At 63.3% G+C, this 18643-nt stretch carries 18 protein-coding genes; 7 read left to right on the forward strand and 11 right to left on the reverse strand.

Features of this window, described 5'->3' with window-relative positions; translation table 11 throughout:
• Positions 1-109: 109 nt before the first annotated feature.
• The 4 genes from EOB59_RS03545 to EOB59_RS03560 form a co-directional block, all read right to left on the reverse strand.
• The gene (locus tag EOB59_RS03545; RefSeq protein WP_127809489.1) at positions 110-889 is read right to left on the reverse strand and encodes a HugZ family protein; all 780 of its coding nucleotides are present in this window, start codon (positions 887-889) and stop codon (positions 110-112) included.
• Between the two features lie 31 nt (positions 890-920).
• Positions 921-2096: a CaiB/BaiF CoA-transferase family protein gene (locus EOB59_RS03550; RefSeq protein WP_128287675.1), complete on the reverse strand. Its 1176-nt coding sequence runs from the start codon at positions 2094-2096 to the stop codon at positions 921-923.
• A gap of 6 nt (positions 2097-2102) precedes the next feature.
• Complete coding sequence (locus tag EOB59_RS03555; RefSeq protein ID WP_127267375.1) at positions 2103-2864, reverse strand: 3-hydroxyacyl-CoA dehydrogenase; 762 nt, start codon at positions 2862-2864, stop codon at positions 2103-2105.
• 61 nt (positions 2865-2925) lie between these two features.
• On the reverse strand, positions 2926-3462 hold the full coding sequence (locus EOB59_RS03560) for an N-acetyltransferase (RefSeq protein ID WP_127317843.1): 537 nt from the start codon (positions 3460-3462) through the stop codon (positions 2926-2928).
• A gap of 29 nt (positions 3463-3491) precedes the next feature.
• On the opposite strand from EOB59_RS03560, the gene EOB59_RS35205 reads away from it, so the two are divergent.
• Entirely contained in the window at positions 3492-3656 is a 165-nt protein-coding gene (locus EOB59_RS35205; protein ID WP_164748917.1) for a hypothetical protein, read from the forward strand.
• 77 nt (positions 3657-3733) lie between these two features.
• Positions 3734-4726 carry a glutathione S-transferase family protein gene (locus EOB59_RS03565; RefSeq protein WP_128287676.1) on the forward strand — a complete coding sequence of 331 codons (993 nt, stop codon included), beginning with the start codon at positions 3734-3736 and terminating at the stop codon, positions 4724-4726.
• Position 4727: 1 nt separating this feature from the next.
• Here the strand turns inward: EOB59_RS03565 and EOB59_RS03570 are convergent, their stop codons facing one another.
• Positions 4728-5222 carry an NUDIX domain-containing protein gene (locus EOB59_RS03570; protein ID WP_128287677.1) on the reverse strand — a complete coding sequence of 165 codons (495 nt, stop codon included), beginning with the start codon at positions 5220-5222 and terminating at the stop codon, positions 4728-4730.
• A 53-nt stretch (positions 5223-5275) separates the two neighbouring features.
• Between EOB59_RS03570 and EOB59_RS03575 the strand changes: the two genes are divergently transcribed.
• On the forward strand, positions 5276-6199 hold the full coding sequence (locus EOB59_RS03575) for a metallophosphoesterase (RefSeq protein WP_128287678.1): 924 nt from the start codon (positions 5276-5278) through the stop codon (positions 6197-6199).
• Here the strand turns inward: EOB59_RS03575 and EOB59_RS03580 are convergent.
• From EOB59_RS03580 to leuA, 4 genes are all read right to left on the reverse strand, one after another.
• On the reverse strand, positions 6183-6800 hold the full coding sequence (locus EOB59_RS03580) for a hypothetical protein (RefSeq protein ID WP_127267380.1): 618 nt from the start codon (positions 6798-6800) through the stop codon (positions 6183-6185). The genes EOB59_RS03575 and EOB59_RS03580 overlap by 17 nt on opposite strands.
• A gap of 113 nt (positions 6801-6913) precedes the next feature.
• Positions 6914-7717: an alpha/beta fold hydrolase gene (locus EOB59_RS03585; protein ID WP_128287689.1), complete on the reverse strand. Its 804-nt coding sequence runs from the start codon at positions 7715-7717 to the stop codon at positions 6914-6916.
• A 198-nt stretch (positions 7718-7915) separates the two neighbouring features.
• Entirely contained in the window at positions 7916-9691 is a 1776-nt protein-coding gene (locus EOB59_RS03590) for a hypothetical protein (RefSeq protein WP_128287679.1), read from the reverse strand.
• 184 nt (positions 9692-9875) lie between these two features.
• The gene (gene leuA / locus EOB59_RS03595; protein WP_128287680.1) at positions 9876-11615 is read right to left on the reverse strand and encodes a 2-isopropylmalate synthase; all 1740 of its coding nucleotides are present in this window, start codon (positions 11613-11615) and stop codon (positions 9876-9878) included.
• A gap of 423 nt (positions 11616-12038) precedes the next feature.
• Between leuA and EOB59_RS03605 the strand changes: the two genes are divergently transcribed.
• Both EOB59_RS03605 and EOB59_RS03610 read left to right on the forward strand, forming a co-directional pair.
• On the forward strand, positions 12039-13205 hold the full coding sequence (locus tag EOB59_RS03605; RefSeq protein WP_127271680.1) for an ATP-grasp domain-containing protein: 1167 nt from the start codon (positions 12039-12041) through the stop codon (positions 13203-13205).
• 4 nt (positions 13206-13209) lie between these two features.
• A complete protein-coding gene (locus tag EOB59_RS03610; protein ID WP_128287681.1) occupies positions 13210-13986 on the forward strand; it encodes an esterase family protein in 777 nt (258 codons plus the stop codon).
• A 372-nt stretch (positions 13987-14358) separates the two neighbouring features.
• Here EOB59_RS03610 and EOB59_RS03615 read toward each other — a convergent pair whose 3' ends face one another.
• The gene (locus tag EOB59_RS03615; protein ID WP_128287682.1) at positions 14359-15894 is read right to left on the reverse strand and encodes an MFS transporter; all 1536 of its coding nucleotides are present in this window, start codon (positions 15892-15894) and stop codon (positions 14359-14361) included.
• Between the two features lie 147 nt (positions 15895-16041).
• Here EOB59_RS03615 and EOB59_RS03620 point away from each other — a divergent pair, with 147 nt between their 5' ends.
• Positions 16042-16935 carry a LysR family transcriptional regulator gene (locus EOB59_RS03620; RefSeq protein WP_127269787.1) on the forward strand — a complete coding sequence of 298 codons (894 nt, stop codon included), beginning with the start codon at positions 16042-16044 and terminating at the stop codon, positions 16933-16935.
• A 129-nt stretch (positions 16936-17064) separates the two neighbouring features.
• On the forward strand, positions 17065-18144 hold the full coding sequence (locus tag EOB59_RS03625; protein WP_127326755.1) for a siderophore-interacting protein: 1080 nt from the start codon (positions 17065-17067) through the stop codon (positions 18142-18144).
• Between the two features lie 7 nt (positions 18145-18151).
• Here the strand turns inward: EOB59_RS03625 and EOB59_RS03630 are convergent.
• On the reverse strand, positions 18152-18643 hold a 492-nt coding region (locus EOB59_RS03630; RefSeq protein ID WP_206622025.1), incomplete at its 5' end, for an AbrB family transcriptional regulator.

Genomic DNA, 18643 nt, shown 5'->3' on the forward strand with positions numbered 1-18643 from the left:
TGGCGTCTGATTCCATAAATTCACTTGTCGATCGGCGCTGGCGATTCAGCGTCACCAAAAGGTAGAGCATTTCACTTAAATCTCAAGTGTTGCTTTTGGTCCAGCATAATTAAGTCTCCGTCCCGGCGTCGACAATGGCTCGGCCGGCCTTGGCCATATCGATCAGAACGTGCCGCAATTCGCCTGCCTCCACCAAAGGTTGTGGGTAGAAGACCCGGCAAACATCGTCGCCCGACACCAGGTCCATGCCATCGGCATCGAATCCGGCAACACGCCAGCCGTTGCCGGATGCCCTTGCGAAATGCTGTGCGTAGACGGCGATCGCGTCGACATGGTCGGCGTTCATGTGGTCGATGGCCGATTGTTCGCGCGTCGCGAGTTCCTCGACGATCGGTCCGCTGGTGAGCAAATCCGATTGATCGAGCTGATAGGCCTTGCCGAAGCCGCCGTTGAGGCTGGCGCGTTGCGGACCGAGGCGAAAGATCGAAAAGTCGCCGAGACCGGCGTAAAGTTTCGCCTTGGGATTGTGATTGAGATAGCGGCGCTCGACGCGGGCGTGTTCGGCAGATCCGCGCTCAAGCCGCGCCGCCTGGCAGATCAATGTCAGGCGCGGGTGCGCCAGCGGGTCGCCCTTGCCCGGTTCGCCGAGCAACAGGGAACAGCGCGGATCGGCAAGCAGGGCGCCGGTGTGCGCCGAAAGCATCGACACCAGGATCAGCGGCGCGCCATCGATGTCGGTGGCCACGCCGACCCTGCTGGCCAGCGGCGAGCCGGTTTGCGGTTCGATCACCGCCAGGGCGCCAAAGCGGGCGCTGCGCAGAAGCGTCTTCGCCAGCCGGATCGCTTCGGCGTCCGTCTCGCGGATCACGTCCTTTTTCGGCTCGTCCAAGGCAGCACCGCAGTAAGTTGATCTTTCTTCTCTAGTTATCGGTCAGCAAGCCGGATTTGACAAGGCCGTCGATCTCGGCTTTCGCAAAGCCGAAACGTGCCAGTATTGCCGATGGTGACAAATCCTCATTGCCTGGCATAGTGGCCAATGTCGGTTGCGAGCTTGAGAAACGCGGCGCGGGGGCCGGGCGCTCAAATGCACCTGTCGCCACAGAGGCGTTGCGTGCCCGATTGTGCGGGTGGTGCTTCGCCTCTTGCAGCGACAGGACGGGTGCAACGCAGGCATCGGTTTGCGCGAACAGCAGGTCCCAGTCGTCGCGCGATTTCTGGCGGATCCGATCGGCAATGGCGGCGCGCATCGGCGGCCACAGGGCCTTGTCGTACTGGCCGGACGCAAAGCGTTCGTCGAGCGGCAGCAGCCTGGCGAATTCGGCGAAGAATTGCGGCTCGAGGCAGCCGATGGCGATGTGCCCGCCATCCGCCGTCTCATAGGTGTCGTAGAACGGGGCGCCGGAATCGAGCAGGTTCGCGCCGCGCTTGTCGCTCCACAAGCCGGCCGCCGTCAAGGCGTGCAGGGGCACCGCCAGCATCGAGGCGCCGTCGACCATCGCTGCGTCGATGACGTCACCCTTGCCCGTGCGAGAACGTTGGAACAGGGCGGCCAGCACGCCGGCAATCAGCATCATGGCGCCACCGCCATAGTCGGCGACAAGGTTGAGCGGCGGGACGGGACGGCCGTCGGCATGGCCGATGGCGTGCAGCACGCCGCTATAGGCGAGGTAGGTGATGTCGTGGCCGGCGCGGCCGGCGAGCGGGCCGTCCTGGCCGAAGCCGGTCATACGGCCGTAGATCAGCGCCGGGTTGCGCGCCAGCACCGTTTCGGGGCCGAGGCCAAGCCGTTCCATGACACCCGGGCGAAACCCTTCGAGCAACATGTCCGCCTTTTCGGCAAGGCGCAGCAACAGATCGGTGCCTTCACGGCGCTTCAGGTCGAGGCGCAGGAGGGCGCGGCCATGGCGGTCGATATTGTACTCATCCGGCAGCGACAGGAGCTCGCTCGTCCCCGTCCGTTCGATGCGCAATACTTGCGCGCCCATCTCCGACAGCATCAGGCCCGCCAGCGGCACCGGTCCGAGTCCGGCCATCTCGATCACCTTCAGCCCGGTCAGCGGACCGGTTTTAGCGGCAGCGGACAGGCCGGCGTTCATGACCTTCTATTTCGGCGCCATGCGGATGGCGCCATCGAGACGAATGGTCTCGCCGTTCAACATCTGGTTCTCGATGATGTGCAGGGCGAGAGCGGCATATTCGGACGGTTCGCCCAGGCGCGACGGGAAAGGCACGGCGGCGCCCAGCGAATCCTGAACCTCTTGCGGCATGCCGGCCATCATCGGCGTCTTGAAGATGCCGGGCGCGATGGTGCAGACGCGGATGCCGGAACGGGCAAGGTCGCGCGCCACCGGCAGCGTCATGCCGACGACGCCGCCCTTGGATGCCGCATAGGCGGCCTGGCCGATCTGGCCATCATAGGCGGCAACCGAAGCGGTGTTGACGATGATGCCGCGCTCGCCGCCCTGCAGCGGCTCGAGCTTCGACGCGCGCTCGGCAACGAGGCGGATCATGTTGAACGTACCGATCAGATTGACCTCGATCACCTTGCGATACTGATCAAGGGGGTGGGGACCATCCTTGCCGATCGTCTTCACGCCGATGGCGATGCCGGCGCAGTTGACCAGGATCCGCGGCTCGCCAAGCTTGGCGGCTACGTCGGCGAGCGCAGCGGTTCCGCTGTCGGCGCTGCTGACGTCGCACTGGACGGCAATACCACCGATCTCGGCCGCGACCTTGGCGGCGCGGTCAATACCCACGTCGAAGATGGCGACGCGGGCGCCCTTGGCGGCCAGCGCGCGCGCCGTTGCCTCGCCAAGGCCGGAGCCGCCGCCGGTGACGATCGCGATCTGGCCGTTGGGGTTCATGACGTCATCCTTTGATCTCAGGAACAGTGGGACGGATCAGGCGCCAGATCGACGGGAAAGGTCAAGCCATCGCGGCGACAGGATCGGCCACCCTGGCCTGATCGGCGTGGCAGACCTCGCCCAAGAGCCTGGCGACCGCGCCCGGCGCGATCTCGTGCGACAGCAGCCGGTCGAGATCGACGGGGCGCGGCATCGAAATCTGGCCGCGCGGAATCCGCTTGAAACCGAGCGGCCCGTAGTAGGGTTCGTCACCCACCAGCATGACAGCGGGCGCGCCGGCCTTGGCGGCGGCCTCCAGCGCGATCGCCACCAACCGGCGGCCGATGCCGAGATTCTTGAAGGCCGGCCGCACCGCGAGCGGCCCGAGCATTAGCGCGCGACCGGCACCGGCGGCGATGCGGGTCATGCGCACCGAGGCGACGACGATGTCGCCATCGACGGCGACAAAGGACAACGAACGCTCGTGCCCTCCGGCCTCACGAATCTTGTAGGCGGCCAGCACAAAGCGGCCGGGCCCGAAGGCTTCGTCGTTGATGGCTTCGATCTCGGGGTCGTGCGCCGGGGTTTCCGGCAGGTATTTCACGTCGGCAAGGCTCATGGTCTTTGCGTTCCGGTAAGGAGGAAAGGTTGCTGCAAACGGCAGCATTCGCCAGTCAGCGCTTCATCAAGCGCGGGCGCCCTTTCGTCGTCGGTAAAACCGGATCGAAGCAAAATCGAACATGCGGATTGTCCGCTAGCATCAATTTCCCGCCGCTGCAATCGGCCGTTTTGTTCGTCATTTCCGCCAAGTGACGGTCTGTTCAGCACCTGACGTCTTCGACAGGGCAGCCTTGCGCCTACATCAACCAACAGGACGCAAGGAGATTTGTATGGGAATGCTGGTCGAAGGAAGGTGGCAGGACCGCTGGTACGATACAGCGGACAATGGTGGCAGGTTCGTGCGGACGCAGTCGCAATGGCGCGACTGGGTCACCGTTGACGGGGCGCCTGCCGAAGGCCGGACGCGTGGTTTCAAGGCCGAGCCCGGCCGCTATCACCTCTATGTCTCGCTTGCCTGTCCGTGGGCCCACCGGACGTTGATCTTTCGCGCGCTGAAGAAGCTGGAAGGCGTCATATCGGTGTCGGTGGTGCATCATTTCATGGGCGCCAACGGCTGGACGTTCGTGGCTGAGGACGGCGCCACGGGCGACATGCTCTATGACCTCGACTTCCTGCACCAGATCTATGCCAAGGCCGATCCCGCCTATTCGGGCCGGGTGACTGTGCCGGTGCTGTGGGACAAAAAGGAGCAGACCATCGTCTCCAACGAGTCTTCCGAAATCATCCGCATGCTGAATTCAGCCTTCGACGAATGGGGCGACGCCAGCCTCGATTTCTATCCGAAGGCATTGCGCGGCGAGATCGATCGCATCAATGCGCTGGTCTATCCCGCGGTCAACAACGGCGTCTATCGCGCCGGCTTCGCCACCACGCAACGCGCTTATGAAGAGGCGTTCGGTGAAGTGTTCACAGCGCTGGATGCGCTGGAGGAGCGGCTGTCGAAGCAGCGCTATCTCGTCGGTGGTCCTATCACCGAAGCCGACTGGCGGCTGTTCACCACGCTGGTGCGCTTCGATCCGGTGTATGTCGGCCATTTCAAATGCAATCTGCGCCGTATCGCCGACTACCCGAACCTGTCCAACTATCTGCGTGATCTCTACCAGGTGCCTGGTGTGGCCGGGACGGTGAACATGCATCATATCAAGGCGCACTATTACGGCAGCCACCAGACGATCAATCCGACGCGGATCGTGCCTGTCGGACCGGATCTGGATTATGCCGCATGGCACGACCGGGCGCGCTTCGAGAAAGCGGCAGCCTGATCTACCAGTAGGGCGAGGGCTGCTCGCCGTCAAAAACCTCGGCGATCCGGCGCAGCGTCGCGGGCGTCGTGCCCTGCGGCAAGCGGTCGAGCGGGAAGAAGCCAGCTTCGGCGATTTCGTGGTCCGGCAGCTTCGGCGCCGTCTGGCTGAAATGCTCGAGCAAATAAAAGCCGACATGGTCGCGGCGGCTGGAGCGGCGGTTGAAATGCATCGATTTGAACACCGGCGGGGCGGTGAGAGCGATGTTGCCTTCCTCGGCCAGTTCACGGGCCAGTGCCTCGTTCATCGTCTCGCCGACTTCGACGCCGCCGCCGGGAAGCTGCCAGCCCGGTACATAGGTATGGCGAATGAGGAAGACGGACCTGGACGCCCTGTCGTGGATCAGGCCGCGCACGCCAAGCGTCATCGGCCTCCGCAGCACGAAATAGAGATGGAACAGCCTAGCCCTCAAACCTGGCCAGCCGGTCTGGCGGAAGGCATCTTCAGGGCTCGTCATTGATAGCGAAACCGTGGGTGGAAAGCCGCGCGCGCCTCGCCTATGAAGGTTGTATGTTCAGGCTCGCGCATATTTCCGATGTCCATCTGGGGCCGCTCCCCGATGTATCCTATCGCGATCTCGCCTCCAAGCGCGTGCTCGGCTATGTCAACTGGCAGCGCAACCGCCGCCGCCATATGCATGATGCGGTCATTGATACGATCGTCGCAGACATCAAGGCGAACACGCCTGACCACCTCGCCGTCACCGGCGACCTGGTCAATCTGGCGCTCGACGGCGAGATCGAGATGGCCAGGCACTGGCTGGAGACACTGGGGCCGGCGCATGATATTTCGGTCGTTCCGGGCAACCACGACGCCTATGTGCCAGGCGCCTTCGACAAGGTCTGCCGATCCTGGGCGGCGTGGATGAGCGGCGACGGTGTCAACACGCCGGTCGATCGTAACGCATTTCCCTATCTGCGCGTGCGCGGCAACGTCGCGCTGATCGGTGTCTCGACGGCGCGCGCCACGGCACCCTTCATGGCCAATGGTTTCTTCATGGAAGGCCAAGCGAAGCGGCTCGGCAAAATCCTTGGGGATACCGCCGGACAGGGGCTGTTTCGCGCCATCATGATCCATCATCCGCCGGTGCGCGGCGCGGTCCCGCAGCACAAGCGGCTGTTCGGCATCGCCCGCTTCAACAAGATCATTCGTCGCCACGGCGCCGACCTTGTCCTGCACGGCCATTCACATCTGCCGTCGCTGTTCTTCATCGGCGGTCGCGGCGTCAGGATTCCGGCGGTCGGCGTCGCCGCCGCCGGCCAGGCGCCGGGCGGCAAGAACCCGGCGGCGCAGTACAATCTGTTCGACATTGACGGCGAGAAGGGCAATTGGCGGATCCGGCTGACGCGGCGCGGCCTGACCGGGCCGTCCATACCGCCATCCGATCTGCAGACGGTGGAGCTTGGCGCCGAGGCCGCTATGGCCGCAAATTGACAACCATGGCCACGATGCGGTCCCAGAACAGGACGACCGACACCACAAGGCCGACCAGTGCGCCGGCAGCGACCAGGCCAAGCCCGGACAGAAGGGCCGACCAGCGTTTGCCGCGCTCCGTTGCGCGCAGCGGCGGTTCGGCTTCCGGCACATACGCACGTTTCAGGCCGGCGACGGCGGGTTCGACGCCGCCTTCCAGCATCCTCTGACGCTCGACGATGCGCTCGGCGACATAGCGTGTCACGGAATCGGCAACCGGCTTCATCTCGGTGGATTCGGCAAGCACCACCCGGCCGATACGGGTGTCCTTGAGGAAGCGATAGGTCCGGCGGTCGCGCCCCATGGCGACATGGCTGATGGCGTCGATCCACAGGCGCGGCTGCAAGCCGGACGAGACGACAAAGTCGAAATTGTCCATATCGGCCGGAACATCGGCAAAAACCGGTGCCAGTTCGGCGGCGAGCAGATCGAGACGCATGCGATGCGCCTCGCGCATGTCGACGACGACGTCGTCGCGGTCGGCGAAGGCATTTTTGACATCACGGATGGCATCGGACAGTTTCTTGGACTGGTCGATGGTCTTCTCGCCTGCTTCCTTCATCGGCGTCTGCCTCGTAGGTTTGGTTAACACCGGGTTAACACAGCCGCCGGCGAAATGCACTGGCGAGATCGACGGCCCGGGGTGTCCAGGAAGGTTGTCGTGCGCGAAAAAGGTCAGCTGGCTGCGGCGGCGAATTTCTGGCGGTGTGGCCTGGCGCGACGACTGGTGTTCCGGCGAATGATCTCGGCAACAAGGTCGGGGGCTTCCTCAGCCAGCATATGGCCGGCCTCCAGCACGTGGTGCACGTGAAAATGCGCCGGCAGGTCATCCGCCTGGGTAAAGGGCAGCACCGCATCGCTGATTCCCCATGCCACCATCACCGGCATGTTCAGTCCATCGAGGCGATCGTGCGGGATGACGCCTTGCCGACCGTCCACGGTCATGGCGGCTGCGATCTCGACGAGCTTTTCGAGTTGGCCGGGTCGCCGGCGCATTTCCCAAAGGGTGTCCACCGTATGTTTGAGCGGCGGGGCTGAAGGTCCCGACATGACGGCGAGGCAGGAGCGGATCTCGGACCGATCCGCGGCTTCGGCATAGCGGCGCAACAGCGGTCCATTGATTTCGGGGCCAAGGCCGCCCGGCGCCAGAAGCGTCAGCGAGGCTATCTTTTCGGGCTCGGCCAGCGCCATCAGCGCCGCCACGGCACCGCCCATCGAGTGGCCCACGAGATGAACGCGCTTCAGGCGACGCTCCGAGAGATCGGCGAGCACGGCCTTGGCTGCCACCCTGGCCGGACCGGCAGCGGGAAAATCGAGCGACAACCCGTGCCCAGGCAGATCATAGGCCAGCGTATGCGTGGAAGGCGTCAGGGCGGAAATCACCTCGCGCCATACATCATGGCAGCCGCCGAAACCGTGCAGCAGGACGATGGCCTTCGAGCCAACACCCTCTTCGGCGGCAAAAAGTGATGCGGTCATGAAAGCTGATTTTTTGTTATTGCAGAATGCGCGACACCCAATGGTGGCTGAATTGCTCCTAGTCCAACGTGATGACCAGTAAAATTTTCGCGATTTGTACGGTTGTGTACAGAACTTGGCGACCAATCGGCAATCGGCGATCGGAGCGCAGGAAATCCATCGGGACGCGGCACAGCCAGTGCGCGGACGTCGATGGTGTCAGCTTGGGCTGCCGAGCCCGGCAGCGCGGAGTGCCTGGACCAGCCGGTCGGTCAGGTCGGCCGGATATTTCCGCTCGACGAAAGTCGCCCGCGGATCGGCGGCAAATTTGGGGAATTCGGTGGTCAGTTGTTTCAGCAGCGTGCTCACCAGATGATCCTGTCCGGCAGCCTTGGCGCCGATCAGCCGCGCCGCCAGATAGTGTGATTTCGTTGCCGTCGTTCTCAGGGCCATGCTGGCTGCGACTGCCTTGTTCATGTCGCCGAGCATGAGCTCACCGACGAACAGCCCGTAATCCCACCATGTCGGGTGCCCGCTGAAGGTCTCCACCGCATGATCGAGGATCGGCGTTCCTTCAGCATATCGTCCGGCGAAGATCAGCCCGTAGCCGTAAGCGGCGGCCATGCCGAGATCGTAGGGGTTGAGTTCATAGGCCTTGCGCATCCAGCGGATCGCTTCGTCCGTATTGCCGAGGCGCGAACTGACATAGCCGTAGGAGCGATGCGCATAAGGGCTGGTCGGACCCATCTGCACGCCGCGATGGGCAAACTCGACGGCTGTCTCAATCGTCGCATTGGGCGGATAGGCGTAATGATCGGACACCGCCTCGAGATGCAGGGAAGCAAGCTCCGAATAGACGAGCGAGGACTTGGTTCCACCATTGGCCAGCTTCTCGAGGCAACGGTAGGCTGCCTCATGGGTCCTGGCGTTCTGGTCGAGGTAATATTTGCCGTTGAGCAGCAGGCATTGCGTCAGACCGTTTGGCGTGCCGGTCTGCTCGATATAGTTGTAGATGGTGCCGGAGGCGGGGAGTGCCGAGCTAAGCATATCGGCGATACGGTCTTCGACCGCTGCAGGTGCGCTGTCGGCGGGGGTGAGATTGCGCGATAGAAGCACCCGTCCGGACGCCATGCTTTGCAGTTCTATGGTGATGTCGCCCGCGTCCGGTCCAGATAGGACGTCGAATATGAAGCTCGTCGCGTCGTCGGCCGGATCGCCGACGGTGTCGCGGCCGATGAAGTCGATCGTATCGAAGCCACTCAGGCCGGCGCGCAGCGATGCGGCGACACGGCTGGCGTCGGGGCCGTCAGCCTTCAGTCCGATATAGACTTGCGGCAGGGCGTCAGCCCTTGCCGATGCCGTGATGCTTGCGGTTGCGCCAGCGATCTCCGGCGTTGCCGAGATGTCGCCGCCTGCCAGCAAGGCAGTGCTGCCCTGCCGAAGGATCAGTACGCCCAGCATGGCGATGACCAAGGCGATCGCCATCCAGAAAAAGCGGAGATGGCGCGCCACCGAGGGAGCCGGCGAAGATGGTACGGAAGCCAGAGACATCGCGTCCAGCATGCCCGTGCCGGCTTCGTTCGACTGATCGGCGGATGCGGCGCCGTCCAGCCTGAGTTCGGGAACAGACTCGGCAATATCGGGCAGGCGGATCGCGTTCAATTCATAGGCTGGAACATAGCCGCCGCGCGGAATGGCGATGCGGACCGGCTCAGCGATTCCCTCATTTGCAAAATAATGCTGAAGAAGCTCGCGCAGCCTGCCTGCCTGCACCCGCACCACGGCATCGGTGGACGGATCGAAGTCGCCGTCCTTGCCGAAAACATCCATGGCAATGGAAAAGCCCTTGAGCCTGTCGGCTTCGCCGGCCTGTTCACGTTCGACAAGATAACGCAGCAACTTGCGCGCACGTTCGGATCGGCCGAACGTTTGGCTAGCAAGCAGTCGCTCCAGTGTCTCGCGCACTGCGGGGGCGGCAGGCGTGGCATGCTGCAAGTGTCGATCCTCTCGAACTCGGCACAGGTTGAGGCGCGATCATATAGGTCCCGCACCACCACACAAGTATACACCCCGTTATGCGATCACGTACCCACCGGATAATTCCGCGGTGGTTAATGGCCCGAAAGATCGGAACCGATCACCAGGTTGGGTGGGTTCCGATCTTTGTTCCCGTCGGGCGTCAGCCGGCTTTTTTACCGACGATACGGTTCGCGGCAGACATCACCGCCTCCAGTGAGGCGGCGACGATGTTGGTGTTGATGCCGGCGCCGAACAGCTTGCCGCCGGGATATTCCATCTCGACATACGAAATGGCCGACGCGTTCGAGCCGCGCTGCATCGAGTGCTCGGAATAGTCGAGCACCGACATCTCGACGCCGACATGGCGCGACAGCGCATTGACGAACCCATCGATCGGGCCGGTACCCGTGCCTGTAATCGTCACTTCCTTGCCGCCGTCGAGGATGACCGCCTCGACGACGCGCCGGCCCTTGATCTCGGTGCTGGGATAGGTGTGGTGATCGAGGAATTTCAGCCGCGCGCCGGGCTGGTCGACATAGGTCTCGATAAAGCGCTCGTAGATGCGCCTGGCCGGCACTTCCTTGCCCTCGGCATCGGTGATCGCCTGGATTTCCTGGCTGAACTCGATCTGCAGATTGCGCGGCAGGTTGAGGCCGTAATCGGCCTGCAGCACATAGGCGATGCCGCCCTTGCCGGACTGCGAATTGATGCGGATGATGGCTTCGTAGCTGCGTCCGACATCGGCCGGGTCGATCGGCAGATAGGGCACTTCCCACAGGCTCGTATTGGCCTTCTTCAGCGCCTTCATGCCCTTGTTGATGGCATCCTGGTGCGAACCGGAAAAGGCGGTGTAGACGAGTTCGCCGACATAGGGATGGCGCTCGGGGATCTTCAACTGGTTCGAATATTCGTAGACGTCCTTCATCCGGTTGATGTCGGAGCAATCGATCAAGGGATCGACACCTTGCGTGTACATGTTCAGCGCCAGCGTGACGATGTCGACATTGCCGGTGCGCTCGCCATTGCCGAACAGCGTGCCTTCGACGCGGTCGGCGCCGGCCATCAGGCCGAGCTCGGTGGTGGCTATGCCGGTGCCGCGGTCATTGTGCGGATGCAGCGAGACCAGCAGGTTTTCCCGGTTGTCGAGGTTGCGGCACATCCACTCGATGCGATCGGCATAGATGTTGGGTGTCGACATCTCGACCGTCGAGGGCAGGTTGACGATCAGCTTGTTGTCCGCCGTCGGCCTGACGATCTCGGTGACGGCGTTGCAGATCTCCAGCGCCACTTCGAGTTCGGTGCCGGTAAAGCTTTCCGGCGAATACTCGAAACGAAAGCCTCCGCCGGCCTTGGCCGCCATATCGGTGATCATCTTGGCGGCGTCGGTGGCGATGCGCTTGATGCCGCCGACGTCCTTTTCGAAGACGACGCGACGCTGCAGCTCGCTGGTCGAATTGTAGAAATGGACGATCGGGTTGGTGGCGCCCTTCAGCGCCTCGAAGGTGCGGGTGATCAGCTCCGGCCGGCACTGCACCAGCACCTGCAGCGAGACATCGGCTGGCACGTTGCCTTCCTCGATGCACCAGCGGGCAAAGTCGAAATCGGTCTGCGATGCCGACGGGAAGCCGATCTCGATCTCCTTGAAGCCCATGTCGAGCAGCAGGCCGAACATGCGTGCCTTGCGCTCATGGCCCATCGGATCGATCAGCGCCTGGTTGCCGTCGCGCAGGTCGACCGAGCACCAGATCGGCGCCTTGTCGATCACCTTCGAAGGCCAGGTCCGGTCGGTGAGGCCGACGGTCGGATAGGGCTGATATTTGCGAGCCGCGTCGGGCATCCCTTTGGCCGAATCCGTGTCTGCTACCGCGGCATCGGAGCGGATTTCTTCTCGTGCGTTCATCGTCGTTTCTCCCGGCGGCTCATGGATCCACCTTCGGTGGATTGATGGCGAGCGGCGCCTTTACCAGAATTTCGTTCGCTTGATGTGATTGCCAAGGAGCATGCGCTTGCGCGGCGGTTCGACCGCCGGGCGCTCCTTCAGCGAACCCGGCGATCGCCGATAAGGCCGAGAAGAAGCAGGGTCGAAGCCAGCGCGCGCACGGTCTCGCCGGAAAAACCGGTCGGACGGGAAGCGTTGGTGGCGCGCGTGTTCATGGCGGTTCTCTTACAGGAGCGGCTTGTGAGAGGCAAGTGGGGGCCGCGTGGCGGGCCGTGATCTGTCGGATGTTGTCCCGAACATGCGCGCTCTTCCCCACGCGCGGCAAATGCGCCAGACTCGGGCATCGACAGGGTTTCGATGCCCCTGTCGCGGGAGGGGTCGTCCATGAATTTCGTGTTCTTCTCGCCGCATTTTCCCGCCAACGGCGCGGATTTCTGCGACCGTTTGAAGAAGGCCGGGGCCAGGGTGCTCGGTATCGGCGACGCGCCCTATGACGCGCTCGACGCCAAGCTGAAAGCAGCCCTTTCGGAATATTACCGCGTCGCCAACATGGAAGACTACGATCCGGTGTTTCGGGCGATGGGGCATTTCGTCCACAAATGGGGCCGTATCGACCGTTTTGAATCGCTCAACGAACATTGGCTTGAGCTGGAAGCCAACATACGCACCGACTTCAACATTTACGGCACCAAGCTCGATTTCGTGAAGAACCTGAAGCGCAAGAGCCGCATGCGTGCCTTCTTCCGCAAGAGCGGCGTCGACACCATCGCGCAGCGCAAATGCTCCGACCGTGCCGGGGCCATGACTTTCATCCGGCGCGTCGGCTACCCCGTCGTGGTCAAGCCCGACAGCGGTTCCGGCGCATCGAACACCTTCAAGATCTCCAACGCCAAAGAGCTCGACCAGTTCTTCCGGGACAAGCCCGAGGACGTGACCTTCGTCATGGAGCAGTTCATCGAGGGGCTGGTGGTGACCTTCGACGGGCTGGTCAACCGCGACGGCGAGGTGGTGCTGGCGGCCAGCCACCGCTACGACCAGAGCGTCATGGAGGTGGTCAACAAGGACCGCCATATGAGCTACACCTGCTTTCCCAGGATCAGCCCGGCGGTCGAGGAGGCCGGCCGCAAGATCCTGAAAGCATTCGACGTGCGCGAACGCTTCTTCCACATCGAGCTGTTCGAGACCAAGGACGACCGGGTCATCGCGCTGGAGGTCAACATGCGCCCGCCCGGCGCCTGGATGACCGATGCGATCAACTACACGTTCGACATCGACGTCTACGCGGCATGGGCCGACATGGTGGTCAGGGATGCCGCCGGCGGCCCTTACGAGGGGAAGTATTTCACCGCCTATGCCAGCCGCAAGCGACGCCTCCACTATTTGCACAGCCATGAGGACGTGCTAGCCGCGCAGCGTGACAAGATCGTCCACCATCAGGCCATCGAAGAGGTTTTCAGCCGCGCCATGGGAAATTACGCCTACCAGATGCGCTCGAAGGACGAAGCAGCGTTGCGTGCAGCGGTCGCGTACATCCACGCGGAAAAGGCGTGAGGCGATGGACATTTCCTATCACAAGAATTTCTCGAGCCAGCTCGGCCGCGACATGGAATACAAGCGCTACGGCCATGCCGGCCGGCCGGTGGTGGTGTTCCCGACCTCGCAGGGCCGGTTCTACCAGTTCGAGGATTCCGGCGGGATGGGCGCACTGGCCGAATTCATCGACACCGGCCGCATCCAGCTGTTCACGGTCGACGGCGTCGATTCTGAATCCTTCTTCGACAAGCATGCCGACGCCGCCCACCGCATCGCCCGCCACGAGGCCTATTTCCGCTATGTGCGCGAGGAGGCGCTGCCGGACTTCCTGTCCACAGCCGAGCAGGCCAATGGCGGGCGCAAGCTGAAGCCGCTGTTCTCGGGCTGTTCGATGGGCGGCTATCACTCGTCGAACTTCGTCTTCCGCTTTCCTGAACTCGCCAGCGGCGTCATTGCCCTGTCGGGCGTCTATTCGGCGCGCGACTTCTTCGGCAAAGCGCTCGAGGGCGACATTTTCTACAACTCGCCGCTCGACTATCTGCCCGGCATCGTCGATCCTAAACTGCTGGCCCGGTTGAAGACGCTCAGGCTGATCTTCTGCTGCGGCCAGGGCGCCTGGGAAGAGCGGATGCTGGTCGAGACGCGCAAGTTGGAACAGATCCTGCGCGACAAATCCATTCCCGCCTGGGTCGATTACTGGGGCGGCGATGTCAGCCACGACTGGCCATGGTGGCACAAGCAACTGGTCTATTTCTTCGGCCGTTGGCTGGATGAGGACCTGATGCACAGGCTGGATTGAGGTGCATTGATATTCAGGTGAGGCTGGCCTGCAAATGACGGCTTCCTGCGCTTCCGGTGCTCACGTACTTAAGTACGCTCCGCTCCGGTTCTCGGAAGCCACCATTTTCGACTCAGCCTGACCTGAATCTCAACGCACCTCGGGCACGGACGAATGATCTCTCCCGACCCGATCCGCCGTTTCGTCGAGGCCCCAATGCCGGCGACACGGAAGCCTCTCTCGTCGCGTTTACCGCCGACGCATCCCTGAGCGACTGGGACGGTCTTTCCGGGCGCGAGCAGATCGCGCTGGAACCAGTCGAACAATATCGGCGTTGGCATCGTCCGTATCACACTGGACGGCGATCGTATTTCGAGTTTGGTGATCGCCTGACTACCCTTCCTGGCCTGCCGGCAGAGCGGCGGTCTCGTCTTCCGACGCCGATCCGCGACGCAGGCCAAGGAAGACGACGATGGCGGTCATGACGGTGATTGCCGCCAGCACGATCAGCAACCTGTCGAACGCCGCCTCATAGGCCTTGACCAGAACAATGGCTCCAGCCTGGGGCGGATGTTGTGCTGCTTCGCCGAGATTGCCGGTCACCAGCAGTTGGGCTGCCGCTGCTGCCTGCGTCGAAGATGCCGTTCCCTGTGCGGCGAGATGCGCGGCGGTAAAGCCGGAAAGGGTCGCCATGACGATCGCCAGCGCCACGCCCTCGCAAGCGACGCGGGTGGTGTTGAAGATGCCGACCGCCATGCCGGCGCGCTCTCTCGGCACGACACTGACGGCGAGCCCGTCCATCAATCCCCAAGGCAAAGCGATGCCGACGCCGATCAGCATCAGCGGCGCCACCAGCGCCCTATCGACCGGTGGTGTCAGGCTTAGCCAGACAAGCCCGGCGGCAGCGACGAGCAGGCCGACGCCGCAGATCGTGGCCGGCGCGATCCAGCGCGCCAGCTGTCCGGCGAGCATCGGCAGGATCAGCAGCGGGCCTGATAGGCAGATCATCAATTGCCCGGCCTTGATCTCGCTCATACCCTCGATGCCGATGAAGCGGATCGGCAACAGGACGAGCAGGACGACGAAGGCGTAAGCGGGTGCCGCAGCCAGAAACTGGACGCCGACGAAGCGAGGATAGGCAAACAGCGTGAGATCGAGCATCGGCCGTTGTGCTCGCCGCTCGACAACGACGAAGGCGACAAAACAGATGGCAGAAGCGGCCAGAAGGGAGACGACAAGGGGATCGGCCCAGCCGCTCTGCGGGGCCTGGAGCACGCCATAGGTCAGCGACGCCAGCGCGATCGTGAAGGTGCCGGCTCCCGCCCAATCTAGGCCCGTCGCATCCGGGTCGCGCGATTCCCTGATGGTGCGCAGGCCGAGCATGGCGGCGGCAATCGCGAGTGCTGCAACCAGAAGAAAGATCGACCGCCAGCCGAATGCAGAGATGAGCAGGCCCGACGCGATTGGGCCGAAGGCGAGGCCGACGCCGAAACTGGTGCCGAGGAAGCTGAAGGCGCGCAGCCGCAACGGCCCTTCGAATTCCTGGGCAAGTGCCGAGGCGCCGCCAGCGAAGGCGGCCGCACTGCCGATACCCTGCGCGGCGCGGAAAATGTCGAACCAGATGATGTCCGGCGCCAGCATCGCGCCCAGCGACGCCAGGACATAGAGGGAGAGGCCGACGAGGAAGAGGCGCTTGCGCCCATGATTGTCGGCCAGAGCGCCCGACGCCATCAGGGTGGCGCCGAAGGTCAGCATGAAGGCGTTTGTCACCCAGTTGAGCTCGATCGGACTGCCGCCGAGATCGGCCGCGATGCGCGACAGAGCGACGGCCGGACCGGTGAAGGTCAAGGGCATCGTCATCGCGGCAAGGCACACGGACAAGAGCACGAGCCATCTCTCGGCAGAGCCGGTTGTGGTCCTGGAAGTCATGGATTTCCCTATCTGAAACAGTACTCGCCGGTGGCCCGCGCCATTGCGGAGCCGGTCGTGATGACAAGATAGGTCGTCGGCATTTCAGGAAAAATGGTGTTATATCTCCTGGCATATCGGACTGAAACGCTCGAATGGAATGACGCAATGGATCGTCTCAACGGGCTCCTGGCCTTCGCCCGCACCGCCGAATTCGGCAGTTTCGTCGCCGCCGGGCGGGCGCTTGGCATCTCGGCTTCCGCTGTCGGCAAAAGTGTCGCCCGGCTCGAGCAGGAACTCGGCGTGCGGCTCCTGCAGCGCAGCACGCGGCGCATTGGCCTGACGGAAGAGGGCAAGCTGTTCAACGAGCGGGTGCGCCGCATCCTCGACGACATCGACGATGCCGAGGCGATGCTGTCGCAGACACGGGAAACACCGCGTGGGCGGCTGCGCATATCCACCCCGATCGTCACCTATCATCTGCTGCTGCCGGTGCTGTCGGAGTTCATGGCACGCTATCCCGAGATCGAGCTCGACATCGATTTCAACGACCGGATCGTCGACGTCATCGACGAGGGTATCGATGTCGCGATCCGCAGCGGCGAACTGCCGGATTCGCGCCTTGTGTCGAGACCCGTTGCGCCCTTTCGCATGCTGCTGTGCGCGGCGCCCTCCTACCTGGACCGCCATGGCGCCCCCAGCGTGCCGGCTGATCTCATCAGACATTTCGGCATAAACTTCCGCTTCCTGAATAGCGGCAGGCTGCTGGAGTGGCCGTTCACTACCGGAAGCGCCGAACCGCAGATCCGCTCGATGCTGACCTGCAACAACATGGAAGCCTTGAAGGGCGCCACGCTCGCCGGCCTCGGCATAGCTTGCATGCCGGATTTCCTGGTGCGCGAGGCGCTGCACGAAGACAGGCTGCGTACCGTCCTCGATGGTCATGTCGACGGCCGTGGCCAGTTCCGGATGCTGTGGCCCTCCAATCGCCATCTGTCGCCGAAGGTGCGCGTTTTCGTTGATTTCCTTCCCGAGCGACTTGCTGCGACAAGCGGCTCGTAGCCAACTCATCGAATAAATATGATTATTATCGTCATGTTTCTGTGGAAACATCGGAGCGGCTGTGGCATGCCGCTGACGGTGAGGGTGCCGCGCGGCGCCTTGCCCGAACCGTTTCGAAGGACTTGAGCGATGGACCAACTTAGCGCGCAAACCCGGATCAGCGACGCGGCGATCAGATCGGTGATGGACCGGCTGCGCGCAGAGCACAGCGAATTCGAGATTGACACTGGCGTTGCCGACCAGTGGGAGCTCCGCCTCTACTACGGCTCGTTGAGCGCTACGCTCGATGATGAAAGCGTGCTGATCCGCGTCGCGGCGACAGACGAAACCTGCCTGTCCTACATGAAGATGACGGTCGCCGGCCATGTCGCCGAACATCTCGGCACGACCAAGGGCATCCATTGGCAAGGCGACGGCAGCGACGCCGGTACTCCGGTCTTCTTCCGCGAGATCATGGTGATGTCGTCGACGCGGATATCGGCGCATATGCAGCGCCTGCGCTTCGCCGGCAAGGATCTCGGCCGATTTAGCCATGGCGGCCTGCACATGCGGCTGCTGCTGCCGCCGCCTGGCCGCCGGCTGGTTTGGCCGACGATGGGCGCTGACGGCTTGATCGTCTGGCCTTCTGGCGACGATGCGCTTGCCGTGCGGGTCTACACGATCCGGGCGCTGGATGCCGCAAGCGGTTGGCTCGATGTCGATTTCGTGTTGCACCCCGGCCAGAACACGCCCGCCGCCACATTCGCGCAAAACGCACGGGCGGGAGACGTCATCGGCATGATCGGACCCGGCGGCGGCGACGCCCCGGTGGCGCAGACCTTGCTTCTGCTCGGCGACGACACCGCGCTGCCCGCCATCGGCAGGATTTTGGAGCATCTGCCGCCATCAACACGTGCCGAGGCGCTGATCGAGGTCGATAGCCCGGATGACCGAATGGCGCTGGCGCAAGGGGACAATATCGACATCACCTGGCTTTACCGGCGCGGCCTCGAGGCCGGCACCGCGGGCCTATTGTCGACCGCCTTGCGTGAGCGCAATCACATGGCGCTTGCCGACGGCCTGTACGTTTGGGCAAGTTGCGAATTCGGCGATTTCCAGGAGATACGCAAGATCGTGCGCAAGCAGTGGGGCCTGCCACGCGACCGGCACCTGGTTACGGCGTACTGGCGTCGGGATGCGCATAGCGTGGGCGAGGGCGGCGAGGACTAGTCGCTGCTTATTGCCTGACGCTTCTGGCCACCAGCCGAGCGACGCTCGGGCCGACCAGCAGCACGATCAGGAAGCGTGCCGATTGCAGGGCCATGACGAAGGAGATGTCGACGTTCTGCGCGGCGGCGGCGATGATGGCGATGCTGTCCATGCCGCCGGGGCTGGTCGCCAGATAGGCGGTCAGCGGATCGATGCCCAGGAGATGGCTGATCAGGAAGGCAAGGCCGCCGCAAAAGGCGATCAGCGCCACGATCGAGGCGATGATCTGCGGCAATGCGCGCGTTGCATGGCGCAGGATCGCCCTTGTGAAGTTCAGGCCGATCGACCAGCCGACCATGGCGTAGCTGACGGCCAGCAGCCATTGCGGCAATTGCATCTCCACGCCCAAGCCAAGATGGACGACGGTGCCGAAGATAAAGGTGCCGAGGAAGAAGGGCGAGGGCAGCCGGAAAATCTTTCCCGACAGGCCGCCAACCAGCGCGATGCCGATGGTGGCGGC

Source organism: Mesorhizobium sp. M7A.F.Ca.MR.176.00.0.0, assembly GCF_004023165.1.
GTDB lineage: Bacteria > Pseudomonadota > Alphaproteobacteria > Rhizobiales > Rhizobiaceae > Mesorhizobium.

Coding starts and splice junctions, on each gene's coding strand:
- EOB59_RS03550 (WP_128287675.1), bottom strand. CDS start 2,096: ATGAACGCCGGCCTGTCCGCTGCCGCTAAAACCGGTCCGCTGACCGGG.
- EOB59_RS03555 (WP_127267375.1), bottom strand. CDS start 2,864: ATGAACCCCAACGGCCAGATCGCGATCGTCACCGGCGGCGGCTCCGGC.
- EOB59_RS03560 (WP_127317843.1), bottom strand. CDS start 3,462: ATGAGCCTTGCCGACGTGAAATACCTGCCGGAAACCCCGGCGCACGAC.
- EOB59_RS03565 (WP_128287676.1), top strand. CDS start 3,734: ATGGGAATGCTGGTCGAAGGAAGGTGGCAGGACCGCTGGTACGATACA.
- EOB59_RS03570 (WP_128287677.1), bottom strand. CDS start 5,222: ATGACGAGCCCTGAAGATGCCTTCCGCCAGACCGGCTGGCCAGGTTTG.
- EOB59_RS03575 (WP_128287678.1), top strand. CDS start 5,276: ATGTTCAGGCTCGCGCATATTTCCGATGTCCATCTGGGGCCGCTCCCC.
- EOB59_RS03580 (WP_127267380.1), bottom strand. CDS start 6,800: ATGAAGGAAGCAGGCGAGAAGACCATCGACCAGTCCAAGAAACTGTCC.
- EOB59_RS03585 (WP_128287689.1), bottom strand. CDS start 7,717: ATGACCGCATCACTTTTTGCCGCCGAAGAGGGTGTTGGCTCGAAGGCC.
- leuA (WP_128287680.1), bottom strand. CDS start 11,615: ATGAACGCACGAGAAGAAATCCGCTCCGATGCCGCGGTAGCAGACACG.
- EOB59_RS03605 (WP_127271680.1), top strand. CDS start 12,039: ATGAATTTCGTGTTCTTCTCGCCGCATTTTCCCGCCAACGGCGCGGAT.
- EOB59_RS03610 (WP_128287681.1), top strand. CDS start 13,210: ATGGACATTTCCTATCACAAGAATTTCTCGAGCCAGCTCGGCCGCGAC.
- EOB59_RS03615 (WP_128287682.1), bottom strand. CDS start 15,894: ATGACTTCCAGGACCACAACCGGCTCTGCCGAGAGATGGCTCGTGCTC.
- EOB59_RS03620 (WP_127269787.1), top strand. CDS start 16,042: ATGGATCGTCTCAACGGGCTCCTGGCCTTCGCCCGCACCGCCGAATTC.
- EOB59_RS03625 (WP_127326755.1), top strand. CDS start 17,065: ATGGACCAACTTAGCGCGCAAACCCGGATCAGCGACGCGGCGATCAGA.